General features: G+C 46.7%; 24 protein-coding genes. 22 read left to right on the plus strand and 2 right to left on the minus strand.

The features are described from left to right. Positions 1-42 precede the first annotated feature (42 nt). The 17 genes from AC6I8W_RS09540 to AC6I8W_RS09620 all read left to right on the plus strand — a co-directional run bounded on the left by AC6I8W_RS09540 (position 43) and on the right by AC6I8W_RS09620 (position 17,229). A complete protein-coding gene (locus tag AC6I8W_RS09540) occupies positions 43-1,701 on the plus strand; it encodes a ShlB/FhaC/HecB family hemolysin secretion/activation protein (RefSeq protein ID WP_497837931.1) in 1,659 nt (552 codons plus the stop codon). 15 nt (positions 1,702-1,716) lie between these two features. Beyond that, positions 1,717-2,085, plus strand: a complete 369-nt coding sequence (gene acpS / locus AC6I8W_RS09545; RefSeq protein ID WP_497837932.1) for a holo-ACP synthase — start codon at positions 1,717-1,719, stop codon at positions 2,083-2,085. A gap of 22 nt (positions 2,086-2,107) precedes the next feature. Further along, a complete protein-coding gene (locus AC6I8W_RS09550; protein WP_497837933.1) occupies positions 2,108-2,863 on the plus strand; it encodes an SDR family oxidoreductase in 756 nt (251 codons plus the stop codon). A 3-nt stretch (positions 2,864-2,866) separates the two neighbouring features. Continuing rightward, the gene (locus tag AC6I8W_RS09555) at positions 2,867-3,415 is read left to right on the plus strand and encodes an ApeI family dehydratase (protein WP_497837934.1); all 549 of its coding nucleotides are present in this window, start codon (positions 2,867-2,869) and stop codon (positions 3,413-3,415) included. 19 nt (positions 3,416-3,434) lie between these two features. Then, a complete protein-coding gene (locus AC6I8W_RS09560) occupies positions 3,435-3,716 on the plus strand; it encodes an acyl carrier protein (protein ID WP_497837935.1) in 282 nt (93 codons plus the stop codon). A 34-nt stretch (positions 3,717-3,750) separates the two neighbouring features. Next, positions 3,751-4,926 (plus strand): glycine cleavage T C-terminal barrel domain-containing protein, encoded by a 1,176-nt coding sequence (locus AC6I8W_RS09565; protein ID WP_497837936.1) that lies wholly within the window; start codon positions 3,751-3,753, stop codon positions 4,924-4,926. A 10-nt stretch (positions 4,927-4,936) separates the two neighbouring features. Then, positions 4,937-7,456: a beta-ketoacyl synthase N-terminal-like domain-containing protein gene (locus AC6I8W_RS09570; RefSeq protein WP_497837937.1), complete on the plus strand. Its 2,520-nt coding sequence runs from the start codon at positions 4,937-4,939 to the stop codon at positions 7,454-7,456. Between the two features lie 4 nt (positions 7,457-7,460). Continuing rightward, complete coding sequence (locus AC6I8W_RS09575) at positions 7,461-8,678, plus strand: beta-ketoacyl synthase N-terminal-like domain-containing protein (protein ID WP_497837938.1); 1,218 nt, start codon at positions 7,461-7,463, stop codon at positions 8,676-8,678. A gap of 18 nt (positions 8,679-8,696) precedes the next feature. Beyond that, the gene (locus AC6I8W_RS09580) at positions 8,697-9,680 is read left to right on the plus strand and encodes an ATP-binding protein (RefSeq protein WP_497837939.1); all 984 of its coding nucleotides are present in this window, start codon (positions 8,697-8,699) and stop codon (positions 9,678-9,680) included. A gap of 22 nt (positions 9,681-9,702) precedes the next feature. Then, positions 9,703-10,410, plus strand: coding sequence for an ABC transporter ATP-binding protein (locus AC6I8W_RS09585; protein WP_497838147.1), 708 nt, complete (start codon positions 9,703-9,705; stop codon positions 10,408-10,410). After that, positions 10,394-11,047, plus strand: coding sequence for a hypothetical protein (locus tag AC6I8W_RS09590; protein WP_497838148.1), 654 nt, complete (start codon positions 10,394-10,396; stop codon positions 11,045-11,047). Before AC6I8W_RS09585 ends, AC6I8W_RS09590 begins: the two co-directional genes overlap by 17 nt. Positions 11,048-11,086: 39 nt before the next feature. Beyond that, complete coding sequence (locus AC6I8W_RS09595; RefSeq protein WP_497838149.1) at positions 11,087-12,367, plus strand: ABC transporter permease; 1,281 nt, start codon at positions 11,087-11,089, stop codon at positions 12,365-12,367. Positions 12,368-12,371: 4 nt separating this feature from the next. Then, complete coding sequence (locus AC6I8W_RS09600) at positions 12,372-13,142, plus strand: outer membrane lipoprotein-sorting protein (protein ID WP_497837940.1); 771 nt, start codon at positions 12,372-12,374, stop codon at positions 13,140-13,142. Next, positions 13,142-14,509 (plus strand): hypothetical protein, encoded by a 1,368-nt coding sequence (locus AC6I8W_RS09605; RefSeq protein WP_497837941.1) that lies wholly within the window; start codon positions 13,142-13,144, stop codon positions 14,507-14,509. The genes AC6I8W_RS09600 and AC6I8W_RS09605 overlap by 1 nt, the downstream gene beginning before the upstream one ends. Positions 14,510-14,518: 9 nt before the next feature. Next, positions 14,519-15,439: an ACP S-malonyltransferase gene (locus tag AC6I8W_RS09610; protein ID WP_497837942.1), complete on the plus strand. Its 921-nt coding sequence runs from the start codon at positions 14,519-14,521 to the stop codon at positions 15,437-15,439. Between the two features lie 15 nt (positions 15,440-15,454). Next, positions 15,455-16,450, plus strand: a complete 996-nt coding sequence (locus AC6I8W_RS09615) for a YcdU family protein (RefSeq protein WP_497837943.1) — start codon at positions 15,455-15,457, stop codon at positions 16,448-16,450. A gap of 158 nt (positions 16,451-16,608) precedes the next feature. Further along, complete coding sequence (locus tag AC6I8W_RS09620) at positions 16,609-17,229, plus strand: helix-turn-helix domain-containing protein (protein WP_497837944.1); 621 nt, start codon at positions 16,609-16,611, stop codon at positions 17,227-17,229. 83 nt (positions 17,230-17,312) lie between these two features. On the opposite strand, the gene slyB is transcribed toward AC6I8W_RS09620, so the two are convergent. Further along, the gene (gene slyB / locus AC6I8W_RS09625; protein WP_497837945.1) at positions 17,313-17,780 is read right to left on the minus strand and encodes an outer membrane lipoprotein SlyB; all 468 of its coding nucleotides are present in this window, start codon (positions 17,778-17,780) and stop codon (positions 17,313-17,315) included. A 284-nt stretch (positions 17,781-18,064) separates the two neighbouring features. Between slyB and anmK the strand changes: the two genes are divergently transcribed. From anmK to pdxY, 5 genes are all read left to right on the plus strand, one after another. Beyond that, entirely contained in the window at positions 18,065-19,186 is a 1,122-nt protein-coding gene (gene anmK, locus AC6I8W_RS09630; protein ID WP_497837946.1) for an anhydro-N-acetylmuramic acid kinase, read from the plus strand. Between the two features lie 9 nt (positions 19,187-19,195). Further along, the gene (locus tag AC6I8W_RS09635; RefSeq protein ID WP_497837947.1) at positions 19,196-19,522 is read left to right on the plus strand and encodes an MliC family protein; all 327 of its coding nucleotides are present in this window, start codon (positions 19,196-19,198) and stop codon (positions 19,520-19,522) included. 23 nt (positions 19,523-19,545) lie between these two features. Next, positions 19,546-20,202 (plus strand): pyridoxamine 5'-phosphate oxidase, encoded by a 657-nt coding sequence (pdxH, locus tag AC6I8W_RS09640; RefSeq protein ID WP_013508891.1) that lies wholly within the window; start codon positions 19,546-19,548, stop codon positions 20,200-20,202. 139 nt (positions 20,203-20,341) lie between these two features. Beyond that, entirely contained in the window at positions 20,342-21,616 is a 1,275-nt protein-coding gene (gene tyrS, locus AC6I8W_RS09645; RefSeq protein ID WP_497837948.1) for a tyrosine--tRNA ligase, read from the plus strand. A 52-nt stretch (positions 21,617-21,668) separates the two neighbouring features. Then, positions 21,669-22,532, plus strand: coding sequence for a pyridoxal kinase PdxY (gene pdxY / locus AC6I8W_RS09650; protein ID WP_497838150.1), 864 nt, complete (start codon positions 21,669-21,671; stop codon positions 22,530-22,532). Positions 22,533-22,612: 80 nt separating this feature from the next. On the opposite strand, the gene gstA is transcribed toward pdxY, so the two are convergent. Then, positions 22,613-23,218: a glutathione transferase GstA gene (gene gstA / locus AC6I8W_RS09655; protein WP_497838151.1), complete on the minus strand. Its 606-nt coding sequence runs from the start codon at positions 23,216-23,218 to the stop codon at positions 22,613-22,615. Positions 23,219-23,223: the final 5 nt, after the last annotated feature.

The following is a 23,223-nucleotide window of genomic DNA, read 5'->3' on the forward strand; positions in this document are numbered from 1 at the left end:
GATAAAGCAGCAGTAATACTGCTTTATCTCGATGAAAATTTTATGAAAAAAACAATCAGACCGCTACTGACTTTTGCCGCGTTGAGTGTTAGCGAACCAGGCATAGCAGAAATAGATTTAAATCGCCTCGTTAAAGCACAGCAGGATCTCGAAAACAACACGCGTCAGGAAAACAAAGTAGCAAAAAAGGATGTCTATTCGGAAACTGAAAGTTTTACTCTGAATGACATTGAGTTTCCTTTTGAGGAACATTGTATTGAACTTGACGATCTGACTATAGAAAATAATTTTATAACAGATGTCAATATAGAAGGAATCAGGTCGAAAATTGCTGGTCTCTGTCTGGGGTCGGCAGGAATTGAACAACTGGCCACTGCATTGCAGGATTATTTTATTAATTCTGGCTATATCACTACGCGCATTGAGATTCCCAGTCAGGATTTAGCAACAAAGAAGTTAACGTTAGAGGTCATCCCGGGCAGAATTGAACATGTTGTTCTGAAGAATAATGATGTTAAAGAATGGATATTGCCGTTTAAATCGGGTCAAATCCTTAATGTCAGAGATATCGAGCAGGGGTTGGAAGTACTGCAAAAAACACCCGGTTTAAATGTTGGGGTCAATATCGAGCCTGGTAGTTTGACCGGTTACAGCATTGTTGTGATTAACATGGAACGTACAGTTAACTGGAATGCACGAGCTTGGGTTAACAATTGGGGGGATGAAGGAACAGGAAAAAATTTGTTTGGCGTTGCTGGTTATTTCTATAACCTTGCCAAAATGAATGATGTTTTTTACTTGTCAGGAACATCCAATGCGGAACAGGTAAGAGGGCGATATAATAGCCTCAGCAGTTATTACTCGATACCCTATGGTTACTGGGATTACGAATTTTTTTACAGCAACACTCAATCCCGACAGCTCATTAATATTGGTCCCTATGATTTCAATTATATAGGTAAGAGTCAAAACTTAAGCTTAAAAGCCTTAAGAACCATCTATCGGGACCAGGACAAGAAAGTCGCGCTTAGTGCTGAACTGCTTCGCAGGAAGGTGGGTTATAAATTAGAGGATGTGGAACTTGCGTTACAAAAACGCGATATGACAAACCTTCGTTTGGGTATTAATTTTAAGAGAAACATACCGGGTGCAATACTGGACGCTACGTTTTCTTATCAGCGATTCCTGCCGTGGCTGGGAGCGGAGGAAACGCCTGATATGAAATCCGGTGATGTCAGTCAGCAAAGTAATGTTTTAAACCTTGATACCAGTTACACACGATTGCTGAATTTTTCCTGGGTAGACAGCTATTACGAACTACGACTGGGGACACAGTATTCTCCTGATTCCTTAACGCTACAGGATCAATTTAGTATCGGTGACAGATGGAATGTTCGTGGGTTTGAAAATAGTGCCGGGATTTATGGTAACAAAGGTCTTTATGCACAAAATACCATCAATTTCACCACAGGTCTGAATAACATGGAATGGTATATTGGTACGGATTACGGTGCAATTTTCAAGGATAAAGATTCACAAGAAAGCGTTAATGGTCGCCAATTAATGGGCGCTGCAACTGGATTGAAAGGAAGCATTAAAACGCTGAGTTATGATGTCTCCTTATCAAAGCCTTTGGTTTACCCACATGATTTAAGTCCTGATAAGTATAATATTAACTTTAATGTTTCTTATCAACTATGATTTTAGGAAGTGCTAATGTCTGTTGGTACGGATATCGTAGAAGTTGAACGCATAAAAGACGCGATTTTACGTTCGGGAATGTGTTTTCTGAAACGGGTTTTTACTGAAGCGGAAATTTTAAAAATTGGTATCGAGCTTCCAGATTATGAAAGAGCGTCCGGTTTTTGGGCCGCGAAAGAGTCCATTGTCAAAGCTACGGGATTAGGCTTTAGCAATGGAATCTGCTTTCATGATGCTGAAATAACTCATGATGAATATGGTGCGCCTTATTTCCAGCTACATGGGAAATTAAAGGATGTGATTGCCGAAAAGGGATTTTCAAAAATAGCATTAAGTATTTCACATTGTCGATTACATGCAATTGCCGTTACAGTTTTGACTTAACTTTTTAACCTGAAGTGTAACTATGTACAAATATCACGATCTTATTGACAAAAATGTATTAGTAACCGGTGCCAGTGGTGATATTGGCATAGGGATTTGCTCCGGATTTTTACAACAGCAATGCCAGGTTTATGCGTTGTATAAATCAAACTCAGCAGAGTTACAGCAACTGAAAGAAAGCCATCCTCAGGGTGAACGATTGCATATTATCCAGTGCGATCTTACTGATAAGAAAGCGGTAAGGCAGTTGTGTCAGCATCTGAGTATTGAGGCAAAAAAACTGGATGTTCTGGTCAATAACGCTGGCATTGTTCGCGACGCTCTCTTTGCTTCCATGAGTTTTGATGATTTTAATGCGGTGATTGATACCAATCTGATCAACACCTTTGTACTGACGAAAGAAGCGCTTATGTTATTAAGGGCCTCTGAAAGCGCAGCCATTATTAACGTTGCTTCTATTGCCGCGCTTATCCCCAGTGTCGGTCAGAGCAATTATAGTGCTTCAAAAGGTGCATTGCTGGGTTTCACCCGAACGTTGGCTGCTGAGCTGGCACCCAGGGGGGTGAGAGTCAATGCGGTAGCACCCGGTATGATCGATTCAAAAATGGTGAAGAAAGTACCACGTACCGTCGTGCGTGATGTGCTGTCCTCTGTACCATTAAGGCGGTTGGGCAAATGTGAAGAAGTGGCGAATACGATTGTTTATTTAAGCTCCTCTGCATCCAGTTATATTGTTGGCCAGACTATCGTTATCGATGGTGGCCTGGTGATGCGGTAAGTTATGTCAAAATATGCGATTCCTTCACGAATATTCCTCGAGATGGGCGGCTGGCGACAGCCATTAATTATGGTCGATAGAATTGATGATTATAAGTATGGGGAAAATGGTTATATAAAAATAATAAAACATGTGACATTTAATGAACCTTATATGGCAGGTCACTTTCCTGAAGATCCGATTATGCCTGGTGTACTTATTGCAGAGATCTTCGGTCAGGCAAGTGAGTATTTCTCATTTTTGACAGATATATGTGATATCTGGCAGGCCAGATATCAACAAGAAATACGATCGTTGCGCGATATTCATCAAAAGATCGCCGATGATAATATGATTTCGATCATTCGACAGCGACGTTCACAGGTCCGCGGTGTACTTGCCGCACAAAATTTAAAATTTAAAGATATTGCCTGGCCAGGGGATACGATTGAGGTCATCAGTAAGCTTTCTTTCTCAGACAGCAATGGCTTCAGACACTATGCGGTATCTGCCCATGTCGGTAAAAAACTGATTAGTCAGGGTGTGATTATCAACTTTCGAGAAGTGAAATAACCCGTTGCGGTAAATAGAGATGAATATGATGCAAGAAGATATTGAAGCACGTAAAGCGGTGTTGCTTACCATTAAAACTGAAATCATACAGCGTTTGCATATTCAGAAAAATGCAGCGCAAATTGATGATGATACTCCCTTGTTTGGCAATGGACTTAAACTGGATTCGGTCGATGCGACAGAGATTTTGGTGTTGTTGGATAAGACCTTTGGTATTCAGGTAAGTGAAAGTGAAGATCCTTCTTATATGAGAAGTATCAATACACTGGCATCATTCGTGTTGAAAAATAGAAAATATTAATGATTTCTAACCTTGATTGTCACAGGATTATTTTATGAGTACTCTTCATAGTATGCATTTAGAAAACAATGCAACAATGTGTGTTTATAATGGTAAAACAATTCCACTCTCTTATGGTTCCGTTGATGAGGCTTATAAAGCTGTGCGGGAAAATATCTTATTGGTGGACTATTCACATATGTCTATTGTCAGCGTGGTTGGCGACGATGCATGGTCGTTGGTAAATCATCTGGCTTCAGCTGATATCTCCATTATTCGAGACGAACAGGGTATTTATACATTGTTCCTGAATGAAGACGGTTCTGTATGGGGAGATGCTTACATTTTATGTACAGCCGAAGGGTATTATATTCTGTCTGAGTCACTCTCATCTGGTGAGATTATCGAACGGCTTAATTGTATTTTAGAATACAGGCAGAACCTGGATATTCAGGAAATACCAGAGATCAGTGCATTAGAGACACAAGAATGGGGTGCGGTTTTGCTGGAGGGGCCATATGCCTGGGAGCTGCTCTCTGAAATCTACGGTTTTGATATCATTGGGTTGCCATACCTTGAATATATGAATACTGATGATGGCCTGATTGCTTTTCGTTGTGGCCGACACGGTGAATTTTCATATTTGTTGGTAGGTGAACAGCAGCAACTGGTTGAAGTGTGGCAACAATTAGTTGATAAGGGCGAAAAATATCAGCTGAAGATTGGTGGTCTGGAGTATCAGCAGGTTGTACGTATTGAAAACCCCTGCTGGGATGCGTCCATTTATGAAAACCACACCCGCAATCCGCTGGAATTACAGCTACAGTGGGCTATTCAATACGATAAAGAGAATTTTATTGGAAAATCTGCGGTTGAAGAATTTTCCCAATCCGGTATTAATCGAAAATTAGTGGGTATCATGCCACTTGCCGGGTGCGGTGATATTGCGGCAGAAAGTAAAATCATGGTTGAAGGTGTGGAAGTTGGGGTGATTGTTAAAGGTGGTTATTCACCGGCAAGGCAGTCTTATATCGCACTGGCATTGATCAACAGCCAGTATGCATGGTCTGATATTTCTGGCTTTACTCTTCGCACTTCTGAAGGGGATATTGCCGCTATCACCCATAACTTACCATTCCTGTATAACTTCAGCATGTGGGTTAATCCAACCGAACACAGTTATATCGACAGTTCAAAGCCGAAGAGCGCATTGTCAGGCATAAAAGTTTAGTGAATCCGTTATGAAAACGAACAGAAAAAGAGTGGTCATTACCGGGATGGGAATATTGTCATCCCTGGCAGATAATATTGCAGACTTCAGACAGGCATTACTGAGTAAGCAATGCGGCGTGACTGACAGTCAGCGTTTTTCACAATGGTTTGAAAATGCGCGAGCGGCTGAGGTTCGCCATGAGATCGATTATTCATCGATCCCTGAAGACATCCTGGGAACACAGGATAATGCCTCACTGTGGGCCTATAAAGTCAGTAAAGATGCGTTAACTCAGGCTGGCCTGGTTGATGACCATGCTTGTCTTAATAATACCGGATTAATTATTGGCGTCTCTTCTGCCGGAACGGAGGCGTTTTTACCGCTGTTTGAGCAGCGTATTCAGGACTTTTCACTCATGAAAGCCATCTACTCCGGTGCTTTCTCCTCCTGCTGTGCCAGCGTGTCGACGCTGCTCGGCTTGAAGGGAGGCACAGAGCTGGTTGCCACAGCCTGTACTGCCAGTCCTAATGCCATCGGTATCGCTTTTGACTTTATCCAAAATGGCAAAAATAAAACTATGCTGGCAGTTGGCACCGAGCCGATCTATCTGCCCACATTTGCCGGATTTTATGCCCTGAACGTCATGCATCCAGAATCTTGCACACCCTTCTCTGGTCGTTCAGGGATGTCTATCGGCGAAGGGGCTGGTGCCATTGTGCTGGAAGAGTATGAGCACGCGCTTGCTCGTGGCGCCACTATCTATGGCGAAATTCTCTCTTATGCTACTTCGTGCGACGCATATCATGAAACCGGGCCAGACCCGCGCGCCAACGGAGCAGTACAGGTGATGAACAAAGCCTTGCAGAATGCGGGGATCTCCCCTGAGCAGGTCGACTATGTGAACGTACATGGCACCGGTACAGAAGCCAACGACCGGATTGAGACGCTGGCGATGAAGAAAGTCTTTCCTGACATTGAACAGTTGCCGGTCAGTTCAACCAAATCTTTTCTCGGCCATAACATTGGTGCCGCCGGGATTGTCGAGTTGATTGGCTGTCTGGTGACGCTGCCGCAAAATAATTTGTTGCCAACCCTGAATTTCACGATGCCGCGTGCCAATTGCGATCTGGATTATGTGCCGAACGAATTCAGACAAAAAGAAGTCAATATTTTCATGAAGAACAATTATGCCTTCGGTGGTAACAACTGCTGCATGATTGTCGGTACCAAACCGGGGACAACACCCGCAACCTCATACCTTGCTAAACGCGTTGCGATCACCGGCATGGGTGCCGTTTCAGCGATTGGCCACAGTATTAATGGCACTCTTGAACATATCTGGTCGCAGAAAGATGCTGTCGAACTGAGTCCGGTAATGTTTTATGAGGATACGCTGGCCGAGGCCAGAGAGTTACTGGGTGTACTTAAAGAAACCGGCCAGTTTACGGCACAGCAAAATGAACTCAAATTTAGAACTTTCCAAGTGCAGAATCTTGAACCGCGCAAACATCTGCGGCGTTACGATCCACGCAAAGCGACACGTGGCAGCACTTTTGCCCTGATTTCTCTGGTGGAAGCATTAAATAATGCACAACGAAAGATCAAGCGGGATGGTGAAGAGTTAGGTTTGGTTATGGGGATGACACGCGGCCCACAGGAGACAACCTACAAATATTTGCAGAGCCTGAAGCCGGACCCAAGGAAAGTCCGCACCTCTGAATTTCCTGGCTCGCTAATGAACGCGATCGGCACTTTTTGTGGTATCTCCGAAGGTATCAAAGGCTACACCACCACGCTGGCAAACGGGCAGAACGCGACATTGGGTGCTTTAGCTTACGGTTATGAAATTGTCCGTCAGCAGTTACAGCCACAGGTGCTGGTCGGTGGGGCTGATGAATATTTCCCTTCTATGTCGTTGTATATGGACGCAATGACACAAAAAGTCCAGATGGCGTTGGAAGCATCTGAGTACCAGATATATGGTCAAAATCCACAAGGATTTGTTCCTGGTGAAGGGGCATGCATGCTGCTGTTGGAAGACCTCGATGCGGCAACGATTCGCAATGTCGAGGTGCAGGCAGAGATCATTGGTTATGGAAAATCTAACAGTACCAGTTATTTTGACGCGCAGCAGATTGAAGAAAAGATCGACGCAATGGCATTGGCAATGCGCCGGGCATTGTATGACGCCGGTGTGACGGCAGAGGAAATTGACCTGGTTTGTGGCACAACAAATGGTGCTACTGAGAGTGTACAGGTCGAACTCGGCGCAATTTACCAGACCTTCAAGAGTGATAACCCGCGCGTTCCGGTGGTTAACTACAATGGATATTTCGGCTTTGTCGATTCTTGTGCCGCGTTGTTAAATCTTGCGGTAATTGTTGATTGTATCAGGAAGCAAGCTGTCCCTGCGATTCCATATACCGAAACGTTCTGTGATGACCGTATTAACTTTGTTCGCTCCCCACTGAAGAAAACCATCAGGCAGGTACTGCTGGTTGGTGCGAATGAAGGTGGGAATTACACGGCATTTGTTATAAAGGGATAATATTTTGGATAATGCCACCATTATCTCTGGTTACAGTGCGCGGCTGGCGTTTGCTGACAACTGTGAAGAATTAATTAATAACCTGAAGCAAGGCAAGATTGCGGCTACAGAGTATTGGTTCGCCTCTGAGCAGGCTGCCGTTAAATGTGGAATTAAAAATAACAAGCGGGTTGCGAGGCTTGCACAGCAGGCACAAAGCTTGACTGAACGGGTTTGTGGGTTAATTGAGCAGTCACTGGAACATGCGATGCTCGATGCACATTGCCTTTCAGGTGAGAACGTCAGGGTGTATCTGAGTGGGTTGGGGCCGCGGGTGGATGTGATCGACTATAAAGCTTTTTATGATCACAACGATATTGAAGATGTCTCACTCAACAAATCGATTACCCATTTGCATGTGGGTAAAATTTGTCAGGATAAACTAGCGCATGACATCGCAAGAAAATATCGACTCAAATACACGCCGCCAAACTTGCAGTGCACCAGTAATTCATCATTGTCAGCCATACATCTGGCGATTCAGGCGATAGGGAGCGGTGATATTGATCTGGTTGTGGTGATTAATTGCTCACAAATTACTACCCAGGATATTGCCTTTCTGGCCGGGCAATCGATGTTGGACAGTGAAGAAGTGCAGCCTTTTGGCGAAACAAGCAAAAGTGTGTTATTTGCCGAAGGGCAGTGTGGCATGGTGCTGGAAAGTGTCAGACATCGCCATCGACGGGGGCTGGCGGGTGGAATACGTCTGACTTCGGAGTATCAACAAATTAGCTCGGGAAGAGGGAATGATGCCGCGCAGTTAAGTGCCAGCCTGCTGAAGTTAATGAATAAGGCCATCCGTCATATCGGTATTCGTTATGAGCAGTTGTGCGCTATTATGCCGCACGGTAATGGTTCCGAGACGACAGATAAAGCTGAAGCGCAGGCGATAGCCACAATGCTGGCAGAACATTCGCTACCTGTTCTGGCCTATAAAGGCCAGATAGGTTATAACCCGACGGGTTCCGGTATTATCGATTTAATAATAGGTCACTATACATTATGCAGTGGCGAATTAATTACCCCGCCCGGGAACGCCATGATACGCGAGAATATGGTAGAACACTTGTGGAACAATAAGGGAATCGTAAAACACAACAAGCACCATTTGCTGAAAACAGGATTGGGTGTTGATGGTTCCATTATCGCGTTGGTAATGTCAAACAGTGGTTTTGTTCAGTAAACAGAGACAGGAAGTCGTATGTTTTTATCTTCATACTCCATGATGGAGCCGCAGGAAAATTTATATATTTATTATCCCTGTTGGTTAAACGTATGGGAGTCTCATCTATATAAGAAAGCGCTTAAATCAACAGCCGCTCATGCTTGGGGGTTTAAACGTTTTGGTACTCATAAAAATGAGTACGGCAGAGAGATGATTAGAACGCCATCTTATAAAGAGTATATTGATGCGATGGATCGCGTGTCAGAAACTGCATTGCAGAAATTAACTGCACGCGAACGCATACAATTGCTCAAATCACGGACAGCATTTATCTATGTTGACAGCTGGGGAGAGTCGGCACCTTTTGAGGACATTTCCAGTGCCTTGCATACGGCAGCAATCGACACATTACCGAAGAATTTAGTTAAGAAGTTCTCAGCGACCGATTTTACCTGCAAAATTCGCGGGGAAAAACAATCGCTGTTGCAGGCGATGCAGCTGGCAGAGGATTATCTGAAGTGGCATGTTTTTGACTTTGTGGTGATTTGCGCTGCATACCGAGCGGTACCTATTTTGGTTTTTTCTGAAGAAGATATTTCGACACCTAAAAACGATAAGATCAGAAAAAAAGATTGTGCCATGAACCGGTCAATTGAACGTGTCGGATGCTTTATTTTTAGTCGTCGTGAAGCGGAGTTAGAGGTAAATTGCGGTCGCTATTTTATTCCCGAAGTCGATCGAGACTTGCGGACGGCATTGATCGACAATCAGCAAGGGAGCAATCTGTTTGCCTTCAGCGGATTAAGAAAGGATGCAGTCGCACAGGGGTTGTTGAAAATCGCAGGAAAGTTATCTGGTAAAACGGTTAATCTCGTTGATATGTATGGCGGCAGTGGATGCCTTTCACCCGCGCTGAGCTGGATTTATCTTGAACAGCAGGAGGCGGGATGCCATGGATCCATGCGCACGCTGGTGCCGGATAATTTTGGCGGTTATAGCTGGTTCGACACGCGCTATTAATCGATACCATCAGGGATAGATGATGACACACAGCATAAAGGCATTACCGGCAATACAACTCATCGATGTATGGAAAAGTTACGGTTGGGGTGAAAGTAAAGTTGATGCGTTAAGAAGTATTGATTTGGAGATAAGGAAAGGCGAATTTCTTGCGCTATGCGGTCCTTCAGGTAGTGGTAAAAGTACGTTATTAAATATCTTGTCAGGCATTGATAAACCAACGGCAGGGGAGACACTATTTCTTGATAAAGCGCTCAACGGCCTGAATGAAAATCAACTCTCTGCTATCAGAAGCAGACATTTAGGTTTTATCTTTCAGTTCTTCAATCTTATTCCGGTATTGAGTGCATTTGATAACATATATTATCCGTTAATTCTGAATGGCAATTATACCAGGAGAACAGCAAAAGAACTGGCGCTGCACTATCTCGAAAGCGTGGGAATCAGCGAGTTACGCGATCGTCGTCCGGGCCAACTTTCAGGTGGGCAGCAACAGCGTGTGGCAATTGCCAGAGCGCTGGCAAACGAGCCAGAGGTAGTGGTGGCCGATGAGCCAACTGGAAACCTGGATTTGGCAACCGGTGAGGCGATCCTTGATCTGTTGATGAAGATTAACCAGGACATTGGCACCACATTCATTATCTCAACGCATTCAACGCAACTAAAAGACCGGGCCAGACGTGTTATTGAAATCAAGGATGGAGAGTTAGTTGGTGATTCCGCTCTATAAAATAATACTGATTATGTTTGCTGGATTAATAGTACCTCAATCAGGGATGGCAACACGAGCTCCGCTACCAGTTGTGGAAAAAATTATGCAACAAGGTTTTCCTACCCAGCCTGATGCATTGTTAAAAACCAGCCAGGATTTATTTGATGTGTATCAACATCAAAAGAAACCGATAGTACTTGTTTTTTATTCTTATGCAATGTTGCAACTGGCAAATCATTTCGAGTTAGTCAACGATTACGTGAGAGCGTCTGAATATGCCAAGTTGGGATTTTTTTTCCTCGATGAGGCCGTCGAAGCCAATGAAGGGAATCTGCGTGTCCGCTATTTAAGAGCGAGAGTTGACGCTTATTTACCAGCTAAGCTTGGCCGCTGTGTGGTCACGTTACATGACACGGATGTGCTGCTCCAGGAAGGGAGAGAATACGACGTAACCATCCTGGAAAAAGTTAATTTTATGCGCTATCACGCATTAGTCAGTTGCAATGACAACTTGCGGGCTGCTGCGCTGATGAAAGCAATGGAAAATAACAGCCAGAGTGAGTTGCAGCAGTTCGCCCTGAAGACTGGCAATACATCTGATTGGGACATTAATGAAATTAATAGAGTATTGATGCCCTTGGTTCAGGGTGAATAAATGAATATTATCATGATGTTAACCAGTGCTGTTGTTTTGATGATTTCAGGGTTTATGATATATAGCATTATATTCATGTATCAGGATGTAAAGTTTGCATTCTTGAATTTATTCAGACATAAAAGACGCACCTTCTCCACCTTTTTTGCTATCATACTCGGTGGCGTGGCGATATTTCTCTATGGCGGGTTTATTGATTACTCTTTCTGGATTTTAAAGCAGCAGACAGTTCGCACCAATATTGGGCACATTCAGATTTATGACAGATCATATTTCACCACATCAAACAAAAGTAAAAGTATCATTGGTGACTACCAGGGGTTAAAGAATGGAATTCTCCAGGATAGTGAACTGTCAAAACATATATCGACCATTTCTGGGCAGCTGGAGTTTTCCGGCGTTGTTTCCCACTATGATCACCAGACATCCAGTTATTTTTCCGCGTTTGGTGTTGAACCCCTTCCAGCAGTTAGACTCGGTTCTTTTGATAAGCTGATATCCGGTAGCGATTTATCGCGAATCAAAAATGACGAAATCACGTTGGGCAGTGGCCTGGCAAAGTCCCTCAATGCTCATTATGGAGATTGGGTGGATATGCTGGTGATCAATAGCTACGGTGGACAAGGCGCATTGTCGCTTAAAACTCGAGGTTTATTCACCTCCGGAATTAAAGATTATGATGATGTCGCACTTAAAATGCCGCTGCTAACAGCTCAACGATTAATGGATACCGACGGTGTTAGTAAAGTCGTTATTCTTCTCAATGATGATCGTTATCTTAATGATTTCAAGACGATACTGGAGAGATATATCTCCGACAATCATCTCCCGTTAATTGTTAAAGACTGGAAAACATTATCATTATTTTATCAGCAGGTAGAGAGCTTGCTGTCAGGTATTTATTTTTTCATTAAGCTTATCGTCGCTCTGATTGTTGTTTTTATGATCAGCAATTCTATGAGCATGAATGTCATGGAGCGAACGAGAGAAATAACCACCTTAAGGGCTATTGGGCTTAGGCCGGCTCATATTTCACGCTTGTTCTTATTAGAAGGTATCTTCATGGGGTTGTCTGGGGCAATATTTAGTCTGATGATTGGTTCCTCTTTGGCTGGAGTAATTAATCTTCAGGGGATAGCAATGCCACCGTCACCAGGGCAAACACAAGGTTATAATGCATTCATTAAAACCGATAATTTCGACTTAATCTGGATTACCCTGGTATTGCCAATATTAACGGCGTCACTGGCATCCATAGTACCGGCGTTAAGAGCATCCAAGCTCAATATTGCCGATGCATTTAAATCAGCGCAGGGATAAGTATATGAAGGTCTGTAGCACTTTACTCATTCTGTTTTCCTTTTTTATTTCGACTTGCGTCTGGGGAGATGCGGCACGTGAGGTTATCCGTGAATCTGATGCAATCCGTTCCCCTGATAAACCGTTTCGTTATACCGTAACGGTGCTGGAATACAAAACCGGTAGTTCAGAACCCACAAATAAACAGGTTCTGGATATATCGATGCGTTTTCTGAAACCAGAAGATAAGAGGCAGGCTGAGGCGCGTTCACTGGTGCGGTTTATCTTCCCACCGAGGGATAAAGGCAAAGTGATGCTGTCTGACTGGTATGATCTCTGGTTCTACACACCGGAACTGCGGCGTCCCATTCCGATCTCGCGTCAACAAAGACTGCTAGGTCAAATCTCAAACGGTGATGTTATTGTCACTAACTTCGAGGATGCCTACAACGCATCATTATTGGACGATCAGCGCTGCGGAAACACTGTTTGCTATCAACTTGCTCTGCAACGTAAATCGTCAGAAGTGAGCTGGCCGAAAGTCACTTACCTGGTGGAAAAGGGGAGTTATCGCCCTTACAAGGCCTCCTATTTTTCACAGGACGACAAACTGATGAAAGAGGTACTGTATCAGGATTACAAACTGTTGTTGGGCAAGGAGAGACCCGCCCGAATTGTGGTGACAGATACACGTCATGGTAATGGCTTTTCGGTGATGGAATATAGCGACCTCAGGTTCGAATCCTTGCCACTATCTCATTTCACCCGGGAGTCTATTCAGCGAGGCGATAATTGATGTCTTCGCTTCGTTGGTTGATGTTGCCACTCGCGATAATGCCCGGAGAAAGGGCCGCCGCTTGCTGGTCTGATTCCGAGGTGTCGTTATTTGGCCAAATTTCTGCGGTGCGAAAAAAAGCAGCGAGCTGGCAGATTGCAGGGCGGAATCCGTGGCAGGTTGATAACGGTTATAATGATATAGTGGTCAAATACAGCAACCGCTGCCTGCTAGTGAAAGAGCAATTAAGGTTCAATATTGCTCTGTATGGATTGGCTTATTATCCATTTCGGGACACCGGGTCATTCGAGGAAGATGAACAGCGTGCTAAATTGCTGTTTGATCGATTAAGCCTGACTTACACTGTTACTGATGCTGTCAGGATGGAAGCCGGAAAAATAAGCAGTAATCGCGGATTATTCTATCTAAAATCCCCAGCCAATCTGCTGAGTAACTACGCTAGCGGATTCACGCCTACACGTATATACCATCCGGTGATAAAACAGGCCTCTACGGAATCATTTTGGGGCGCTGAACTGTCCGAAACAGGTGAGCACTACGCTCTGTCATTAACAGTTGCGCCGAAATTAACTCAGCCGGGAAAACATTATGAGTCGTCCACCAATTGGTCATCGCTGGAACGCTCAAATAGCAATGACCGCTATTTACTAAGCTATACAGACTACCGCTATGGTGAAAATGTAGCCTCGGCCGGCCTCCTGTTGGGAGGCACCCCCTCTTTCGCGCTAGGTAATAGCTATAATCTAACTCAACAATTGACCTTTAATAGTGAATTCGCCTGGCACAGAAAATCACAATGGCGACATCTGGATGAGGAGAAGGCGAGTCAGTTGCAAAACTATGCTTTTCCTGATGTGTTATATGATACAAATCAGAAGCAAAACATAGAACTGGCGCTAGGTATGCAATATACCACTGCCCGTTTTAGCCAGTTTGGTGTAGCGTACTATTATCAGAGTGCAGGTTATTCTGCACAACAATGGCGTAAACAAACCGATCTGATTAATTTCCTCAATCAACCAACGCAGAGTTCCGCGGTGAATAGTGCTTTCGATGATTATAAGTATTTAATGGCTTCAGAGATCTACAATACGAGCAGTAAAGGTCATTTTCTCGGGAGGCATTATATTAATAGCTATGCCAGCATTCTTCTTGATGAACAAGGATCGCTCCATCCCTGGTCGGTTTTAAATATGACTGATAAAAGTTCGATTCTTGGGATGACGTACACCAGGCGGCTGAATAGTTTTAATAACCAGCTGGAAATGTATACCGGTATTTATGCAGCGACGGGTGACAAACATTCTGAGTTCGGCCTGTTTGGTGAAACTTTCGGTACCTATATAGGTTTTCATTACACTTTTTAAGGTTCTAATATGGATATTAAACCATTACACCCCATTGCCTTGATGTTTTCCGGTCAGGGTAATCCGGTTATCGGTATGGGGGCGGATTTATGGAATATTAATCAGCTAACCCGGCAGATTTGGGACTGCGCAAGCGATATTTCGCAGATGGATATTCGCCGTCTTTGCCTGAAAGGTCCGATGAACAAGTTGGTGCAAACCTCTTGCCAGCAACTGGCGGTCACCGCAATGAATACGACGCTTTATACCTTATTGCGGGAAAAGCTCCATCCTGAAGCCGTCGTCAGTTGTTGCGGTCATAGCGTCGGCGAATACAGTGCATTGTATGCGGCAAATGCCGTAACGCTGGAAGACCTGTTTAAATTGATCCACTTTCGCGCGCAGTTGATGCATGAACTGAGTCAGGAAACTAAAGGCGCGATGTGCGTCGTTAAAGGTGTCGATTATCAGACCCTCACCGCACTGATTACGCGTTTCGGTGCTGAGCTGGATGTAAGCTGCGACAATAGCCATCGTCAGCAAGTCATTGGCGGGAGCAGCGCGGCACTTACTGCGTTTTCTCAGATGTTGGTGGTGGAGGGCTATGATGTCATCAAACCCGGCGTAAGTGGTGCCTGGCATACCCGATTAATGGCAAAGGGGGTAGAACCCATGCGCGAGTTTTTAGCGACAGTGGAGGTCAAACGGCCCGATTGCGCGGTTGTCATGAATGTCACTGGCACAACAGAAGCAGAGCCGGAAAAGATCAAACAGAATTTATCACTGCATTTCACCCATACGGTGAAATGGACGGATTCGATGAGCGTTTTGTTAAACCATCCTGCAGCACCGTTGCTGGTCGAAGTGAGTAATAAACCCTACCTTGGGAATATGTTGAATGACTTCACCGGTTTCACACCGGAAATGACGCTGCACTGCAGAAAGTTTTAATATTACGGGTGTCCAATGATTCCAGACTATCAGAAGTTTATCAATTTTCAGGATAAAAGGATTATTCCTTTTATCTATGCCGTGACTTTTATTGTATTGGGTTTTTACTGGAAGAATAATGATTATAATCTGACACAGCATAACGCGTGGTCTGTTAGCGGGATGTTGGCTATCATGCTATTTCACATTATTTATGACCTTAAAGCCTCATGGGCCTACAGCTGCGTCCTTGGACGTGTTGATGTCGAACTTTTTGGTGGAAAAGGTTGTCGCCCGCTGCTGAATGTTCTGTCACGACCAATGCTAATCAGTGCGCTTTCGGTATTCATATTCTGGGCCATGGTAACGGGTTGCTTGCTGATTCCTTCAACCTTTTACCCGGTTCTTTGTCTGTATCTCATCTCGCCATTCGTCGTCTATTTGATTTATCGCTGTCTCAGACCACTGTACATCAGACAAGTGCTGACCTCGTCTGCAACAGGTGTGAAATATAAGCAACTTTACCAATATGTTATCTGTTATCTCTGTTCTGTTATTACCCTGAATATTATTTCGGTCAGCCCGTTATCAGCAAGTACGGATTTTTCCTTAGAGGAAGGCTTCTTTTCTGCCAGACTAATGATAGCCATGCTGATTCTTTGTGCTATTGTGTTGGCAACAAACTTACTTTTTACGCGCTTATCTAAAAGATACATATTTTTGGGGCGAATTTTCTTAAAAGAAATTGATTTTTACTTTTCACAATCCATTCCGTTGAGCACGTTTGCCACTAAGTCCTTTATAGTCAGGATGTTAATTTTACTACCGATTCTGTTGGCGTGGATTATCTTTGTCAGTGCTGCACTGAGCCTGCTGCATTGGCAGCCAGATTTTGAATTCTACTTTTTACTCTGTTTTCTACCCTGTATGGGTTATTACTTTTTGCACGTCTGGTGGCAATGGCATCATGAATTTATGATGGCTTGTGATATGTACTTTCGCTATGACGTAATTAACAAGCGCAATCTTTGATCCTGGTCAGAAGAAGATTGTAAATTAACACAGGTAATCTTTTAAAAGGTAAATAATTAAAATCTGAGAGGAATCTTATTTCTCAAAGGTCACGACTCTGCGTAATTTACCCCAGTTAGTGAGAACGGCGGTAACATACAAGGAAGAGGTAAGCCTTTTTGAAACAGGGAATTGTAGGCGCGTGGAGCTGCATGGGATGTCGGCTCGGCTGCCGTATTGGTCATGGCGAAAATTTTAACGTTGAATTCTGCACGGATAAAAAGTTAATTATCTGGCCGGAGGGCAATGATTATTTAAAATTAGCGCTACATGCGTTGATTTTTAAGGGAAATGGTTGTGAGTTGAGCGAAGACACCCTGATTATTGATTTCTCTTTGAGAAACCTCGGGTTATTCATTAATGATGAATGGCTGAAATGTTTCTCAGCGCACGGCGTGAGAATGGTGTTAATTCCTGACCGGAGAATGATGGCGATCGCACATTACTGGTGGCGGAAGTCAGCCAGCATCACAGGTGTTATCCCTACCGATTCAGGGATGGACAGTTTTATGCGCAATTTAAAAAAAAGACTCTGCGGCGGGAGCGACAGGCAGGATAAAGCTTCCGCTGCGACTGAGCGCGAGATGCAAGTACTGGCGATGATATACGCTGGTCGTAATGTTCAGGAAATAGCCACCCTCCTGGGCTGTAGCATAAAAAGCGTTTATATCCATAAATCAGCGATCAAGAAGAAAATGGGGAATGACATTGCTTTTCATATGCTGGCGCATAAGTATTAGCAGCAAAATCAAATACATAACAATCCGGAAATAGGGACTATTTCCGGATTTGGGTGCAGTGACCGGATTGTCAACGCGAAAGTTTAGCGCGGAGACACCGTCACCTGGCTGCCATTCGACGCCATCACCACACGTTGGCCAACAGAGAAGCGCGTTGCAGCCTGCTTCTGCACGACCATGATGGTATTACCGTCATCCTTACGGATTTCCAGTTCTACGCCGTCGCTCTTATTCAGAGTGCTCTGTACGCCCTGGCCAGCGACACCGCCGAGAACAGCACCGCCAGCGGTTGCCAGACTACGGCCGCTACCGCCGCCAATAGTGTTACCCAGAAAGCCACCTAACACGGCACCACCAATGGCACCAATGACGTTGTTTTCGTCACCACCCTGAATTTTAACCGGGCGGACGGAAACCAGCGTACCGTAAGATACGCTTTGAACCTGTTTCGCTTCATTGGCACTGTAAACATCACCAGAAAGGGTGTCGTTACTTACGCAACCTGCCAGCGTCAAGCCGGCAAGCGAGACGACCAGAAAACGCTTAATCATCAGAAAGCTCCTTCATGCAAAAATGTGCCATGTTCTCATCCTGTTCTGCACAGAGTATAAGACACAAAACTGGCAATTGACTCTTCGTCCGGATAATACGCGGTTGGAGGCGAAGCATAGACCATTGCATCTCAACAAAAATTCAATTGAACACGAAATATTTTAACCTGGAATGCGCTTCGCAATGTGCTTAAAAAGCGGAATTTAATCATAGAATTAGCCACCGTAATTTGCCAGGCTACTGAGAGATGAATCATTTGCGCGCAAGCGAGTAAGGAAATGCTATGAAATCAGGACGCTATATCGGCGTGATGTCCGGTACCAGTCTTGACGGTGTCGATGTGGTGCTGGCGGCTATTGATGAACATATGGTGGCGCAGCAGGCGAGTTACTGTCACCCGATACCGCAAGATTTGCGCCAGCAAGTGCTGGCGATCTGTCAGGGGCAATCGCTGACGTTGTCACAATTGGGGCAGTTGGATACCCGGCTAGGTAAGCTCTTTGCCGACGCAGTATTGACGCTGATGCGACAACAGTCGCTGGAGGCCAGCGATATCATGGCGATTGGCTGCCACGGGCAAACGGTATGGCATGAACCATTGAGCGATGCGCCGAACACCTTACAGATTGGTGATAATAACCAAATCGCTGCCGCAACCGGTGTCACGGTAGTCGGGGATTTCCGCCGCCGCGATATGGCGCTGGGCGGGCAGGGTGCTCCGCTGGTGCCAGCGTTTCACCAGGCTCTGTTAATGGACAGTGTTGAGCGGCGCATGGTGCTGAATATTGGTGGCATTGCCAACCTCTCCCTGCTGATCCCTGGCCTCGCGGTGCGGGGGTTCGACTCCGGGCCGGGTAATATGCTGATCGATGCGTGGATATGGCGTAATAAAGGTCAGGCATACGATAAAGATGCTGTCTGGGCGCGCAGTGGTCAGGTGGTCCCGGCGCTCCTTGATCAGATGCTGGCCGACCCCTGGTTTGCTTTACCTCCACCCAAAAGCACCGGCCGGGAATACTTCAATCTGGGGTGGATCGAACAGCAATTACAGCGGTTCCCGGCGCTGGCAGCGCAGGATGTACAGGCTACGCTGACCGAACTCACCGCGCTGACGATTGCGCAACAGGTTCAACTGAATGATGGCTGCGATCGCCTATTGGTGTGCGGTGGCGGCAGTCGTAATCCGTTGTTGATGGCACGTCTGGCGGCACTGTTGCCGGGGACGGAGGTCAACACCACCGACCAGGCCGGTATCAGCGGCGATGATATGGAAGCGCTGGCGTTTGCCTGGCTGGCCTTCCGAACGCTGTCCGGTTTACCCGGCAATTTACCGGCAGTGACTGGCGCACGTGAAATGAGTGTGCTGGGTGCCATCTATCCGGCCAATTCCCGGCAGACTCGTTAAGGAGTGAGGATGAAAAAGGCGATGTTAGTTGGCAGCGTTCTGCTGCTGAGCGGTTGTGGTTTACTGCATAAACCTGCCGAGCAACCGCAAACGTTGCGTTACCGCTGTGGCACATTGCCGCTGACGGTGACCCTGGACAATGCCCGTCAGCAGGTCAGCTTTATTCTGGATGGCAAACCCCTGACATTGACGCAGACGGTTTCAGCTTCCGGCGCGCGCTACAGCGACGGCACTTACGTCTTCTGGTCAAAAGGCAATGGCGCTTTTGTCGAACGTAACGATAAGATTGTGATTAATGACTGCGAATTGCAGAATGCGGATGGTTCCGCCCAGTAATCGGTAGAGAAAGAGTGAACAGCATGAGCGACAGTGACAGCTTGCAAAATATTGCCCACCTGCGTCGTGAATACACCCGTGGTGGTTTACGGCGTAAAGATCTGCCAGAGGATCCTCTGGCGCTGTTTGAGCAGTGGCTGCAGCAGGCCTGCACCGCCCAACTGCCCGATCCCACCGCCATGACGGTGGCGACGGTTGACAGCAGCGGCCAACCTTATCAGCGCATCGTGTTGCTTAAACACTACGATGACAAAGGCATGGTGTTTTACACCAATCTCGGCAGCCGCAAGGCGTTACAACTGGCAGACAACCCACGTATTTCGCTGCACTTCCCATGGCATTATCTGGAACGTCAGGTGATGGTGTTGGGTGAAGTGGAGAAACTGTCGGCACTGGAAGTGCTGAAGTATTTCCATAGCCGTCCGCGTGATAGCCAGATTGGTGCCTGGGTATCGAAGCAATCGAGCCGTATTTCTGCACGTGGTGTGCTTGAAGGAAAATTCCTCGAACTGAAGCAGAAGTTCCAGCAGGGTGAAGTGCCGTTGCCGAGTTTCTGGGGTGGATTTCGGGTGAAATTTCACACCATGGAGTTCTGGCAAGGGGGAGAACATCGCCTGCACGATCGCTTCCTCTATCAACGTCAGGACAATGGTTGGTCAATCGACCGTCTCGCCCCGTAAAACTGCGTTTTAACCCCTTTCAACGCTGGCGCAGTTGGCGTCAGCGCTTTATGCTATAGCCCTCATTTTTTTCACTTCCGCAAATCAGCGGAAAGCTGTGTACCAGCATAGGTGCAGTCTGATCAATTTGGAGTCAGTGATGACCAGCAGTAACCTGATACAACAATTGCAAGAGAGGGGCTTGATTGCCCAGGTAACGGACGAGGAAGCGTTAGCAGAGCGACTGGCGCAAGGGCCAATTGCACTCTATTGCGGCTTTGATCCCACCGCTGATAGCTTGCACTTGGGCCATCTGGTGCCGCTGCTCTGCCTGAAACGTTTTCAGGACGCCGGACACAAGCCGGTCGCGCTGGTGGGTGGAGCCACCGGTCTGATTGGCGATCCCAGCTTTAAAGCAGCAGAACGTAAACTGAATACCAGCGAAACCGTGGGCGAGTGGGTGGAGAAAATCCGCCATCAGGTCGCACCATTCCTCAGTTTCGATTGTGGCGACAACAGCGCCATCGCCGCCAATAACTATGACTGGTTCGGTGGCATGAACGTGTTGACCTTCCTGCGTGACATTGGTAAACACTTCTCAGTGAACCAGATGATTAACAAAGAAGCGGTCAAACAGCGTCTGAACCGTGAAGATCAAGGCATCTCTTACACCGAGTTCTCCTACAACCTGCTGCAGGGCTATGACTTCGCCGAGCTGAACAAACGCTATGGTGTGGTGCTGCAAATTGGTGGTTCCGACCAGTGGGGCAACATCACTTCCGGTATCGATTTAACCCGTCGTCTACACCAGCAGCAGACCTGGGGTCTGACCGTTCCGTTGATCACCAAATCTGACGGTACCAAATTCGGTAAAACCGAAGGCGGCGCGGTATGGCTCGACGAGAAAAAAACCAGTCCGTACAAGTTCTACCAGTTCTGGATCAACACCGCTGATGCGGATGTGTATCGCTTCCTGAAATTCTTCACCTTCATGAGCATTGAAGAGATCAATGCGCTGGAAGAACAAGACAAAAACAGCGGCACCGCACCACGTGCGCAGTACGTGTTGGCAGAGCAGGTAACGCGTCTGGTGCATGGCGAAGCCGGTTTGACCGCAGCCAAACGCATCACAGAGAGTCTGTTCTCAGGCAGCCTGAGCGACATGACCGAAGCGGATTTTGAGCAGTTGGCGCAGGATGGTATGCCGACCATCAACCTGAGTGCAGAGGACGATCTGCAACAGGCGCTGGTGAAAGCGGATCTGGTGCCATCACGCGGTCAGGCACGCACCATGATCGGTTCGAACGCGGTTTCTCTGAACGGTGAAAAACAATCTGACGCCGAATACCGCTTCAGCGACAGCGATAAACTGTTTGGTCGCTTTACGCTGCTGCGTCGCGGCAAAAAACACTACTGCCTGATTAACTGGCAGTAAGCGATTCAGGGCCGGTCTCCGGCCCTTTTTTATGGCAAGGCAGTACAGGGCAATAATGAAAAATATTCTCGCAATTCAGTCACATGTTGTTTATGGCCATGCCGGCAACAGCGCGGCGGAGTTTCCCATGCGCCGTATGGGTGCCAACGTCTGGCCGCTGAATACCGTACAGTTTTCCAACCACACGCAGTATGGTCACTGGACCGGCACCGTGATGCCAGCGACCCATCTGACCGATATCGTCCAGGGCATCGCTGCCATTGATCGGCTGAAGACCTGTGATGCGGTACTGAGTGGCTATCTGGGTTCTGCTGAACAGGGCGAGCAGATTCTTGAGATCGTGCGCCAGGTGAAAGCCGCCAACCCCAACGCCTGGTACTTCTGCGATCCGGTAATGGGTCACCCGGAGAAAGGCTGCATTGTCGCGCCGGGTGTGGCGGAGTTTCATTGCAAAATGGCGCTGCCTGCCAGTGATATCATTGCGCCGAATCTGCTGGAACTGGAGATGCTCAGCGGCCATAGTATCGCCAATGTTGAGCAGGCGGTGGTTGCGGCACGCGAGCTGATTGCTCAGGGGCCAGGAGTGGTGCTGGTGAAACATTTGGCGCGCGCCGGACGCCGTAGCGATCGTTTTGAGATGCTGCTGGTCACCGCCGATGAGTGCTGGCATATCGATCGGCCACTGGTCGATTTTGGCGTACGCCAGCCGGTCGGCGTCGGTGACCTGACCAGCGGGCTGCTGCTGGTGGATCTGCTGCAGGGTAAGTCGCTGCGTGATGCGTTAGAGCATGTCACGGCAGCGGTCTATGAAGTGATGCTGAAAACCCACGAAATGGGCGAGTACGAACTGCAACTGGTAGCGGCACAGGATGCCATCGCACAACCAACGCAGCATTTCGCGGCGGAAAAACTATAAAATACCCGTAGCGGCGCGATTTATCGCGCAGGTTTTGGTAAATCAATGAAAACCCACGCGATAAATCGCGCCGCTACGTATCAAGCCAGACCTTCCGCCTTCAACGCCGCCTGCACCGCCGGGCGTTCGGCTACCCGATCAAACCAGTTGTTCAGCGCGGCGAACTCACTCAAATCCAGCTGCAACGCGTGCGCCCAGCGCGTCACCACAAACAGATAGGCATCGGCCACGGTAAAACGCAGCCCCATCAGCCACTGCTTGTCCTGCAAGGCGCGATTAGCAATGGCGAATTTTTTGATCAGTTGCTCACGCACCAGCTCCTTATACGCATCGGGGGTGTCCTTTCTGAATAAAGGGCTGAAGCCTTTGTGCAATTCGGTGCCGATAAAACTCAGCCATTCCAGCGTGTGATAACGCGTCAGGCTGCCGGTCGGTGCCAGCAGGTGACGATCCGGTTTTTGATCGGCGAGGTACTGCACAATTGCCGTACCCTCCGTCAGTAAAGTGCCATCATCAAACTGTAAAGCCGGAACCTGTCCTTTCGGGTTTATCTGCCAGTAATCTTCTCCTCGCTCGGTACGTTTCAGTTGCAGATCGACATTGACCTGAGTGAAGTCCAGTCCGCATTCACGCATCACAATGTGTGGCGAGAGCGAACAGGCACCGGGCTTACAATAGAGTTTCATCATGG

The sequence above is a fragment of the Pantoea sp. X-Soil-TKNS-1211 genome, from assembly GCF_059730495.1.

Excerpts from the sequence above, each read along its gene's own strand:
- AC6I8W_RS09540 (WP_497837931.1), top strand. The coding sequence starts at position 43 with ATGAAAAAAACAATCAGACCGCTACTGACTTTTGCCGCGTTGAGTGTT.
- acpS (WP_497837932.1), top strand. The coding sequence starts at position 1,717 with ATGTCTGTTGGTACGGATATCGTAGAAGTTGAACGCATAAAAGACGCG.
- AC6I8W_RS09550 (WP_497837933.1), top strand. The coding sequence starts at position 2,108 with ATGTACAAATATCACGATCTTATTGACAAAAATGTATTAGTAACCGGT.
- AC6I8W_RS09555 (WP_497837934.1), top strand. The coding sequence starts at position 2,867 with ATGTCAAAATATGCGATTCCTTCACGAATATTCCTCGAGATGGGCGGC.
- AC6I8W_RS09560 (WP_497837935.1), top strand. The coding sequence starts at position 3,435 with ATGAATATGATGCAAGAAGATATTGAAGCACGTAAAGCGGTGTTGCTT.
- AC6I8W_RS09565 (WP_497837936.1), top strand. The coding sequence starts at position 3,751 with ATGAGTACTCTTCATAGTATGCATTTAGAAAACAATGCAACAATGTGT.
- AC6I8W_RS09570 (WP_497837937.1), top strand. The coding sequence starts at position 4,937 with ATGAAAACGAACAGAAAAAGAGTGGTCATTACCGGGATGGGAATATTG.
- AC6I8W_RS09580 (WP_497837939.1), top strand. The coding sequence starts at position 8,697 with ATGTTTTTATCTTCATACTCCATGATGGAGCCGCAGGAAAATTTATAT.
- AC6I8W_RS09585 (WP_497838147.1), top strand. The coding sequence starts at position 9,703 with ATGACACACAGCATAAAGGCATTACCGGCAATACAACTCATCGATGTA.
- AC6I8W_RS09595 (WP_497838149.1), top strand. The coding sequence starts at position 11,087 with ATGATTTCAGGGTTTATGATATATAGCATTATATTCATGTATCAGGAT.
- AC6I8W_RS09600 (WP_497837940.1), top strand. The coding sequence starts at position 12,372 with ATGAAGGTCTGTAGCACTTTACTCATTCTGTTTTCCTTTTTTATTTCG.
- AC6I8W_RS09605 (WP_497837941.1), top strand. The coding sequence starts at position 13,142 with ATGTCTTCGCTTCGTTGGTTGATGTTGCCACTCGCGATAATGCCCGGA.
- AC6I8W_RS09610 (WP_497837942.1), top strand. The coding sequence starts at position 14,519 with ATGGATATTAAACCATTACACCCCATTGCCTTGATGTTTTCCGGTCAG.
- AC6I8W_RS09615 (WP_497837943.1), top strand. The coding sequence starts at position 15,455 with ATGATTCCAGACTATCAGAAGTTTATCAATTTTCAGGATAAAAGGATT.
- slyB (WP_497837945.1), bottom strand. The coding sequence starts at position 17,780 with ATGATTAAGCGTTTTCTGGTCGTCTCGCTTGCCGGCTTGACGCTGGCA.
- anmK (WP_497837946.1), top strand. The coding sequence starts at position 18,065 with ATGAAATCAGGACGCTATATCGGCGTGATGTCCGGTACCAGTCTTGAC.
- AC6I8W_RS09635 (WP_497837947.1), top strand. The coding sequence starts at position 19,196 with ATGAAAAAGGCGATGTTAGTTGGCAGCGTTCTGCTGCTGAGCGGTTGT.
- pdxH (WP_013508891.1), top strand. The coding sequence starts at position 19,546 with ATGAGCGACAGTGACAGCTTGCAAAATATTGCCCACCTGCGTCGTGAA.
- tyrS (WP_497837948.1), top strand. The coding sequence starts at position 20,342 with ATGACCAGCAGTAACCTGATACAACAATTGCAAGAGAGGGGCTTGATT.
- gstA (WP_497838151.1), bottom strand. The coding sequence starts at position 23,218 with ATGAAACTCTATTGTAAGCCCGGTGCCTGTTCGCTCTCGCCACACATT.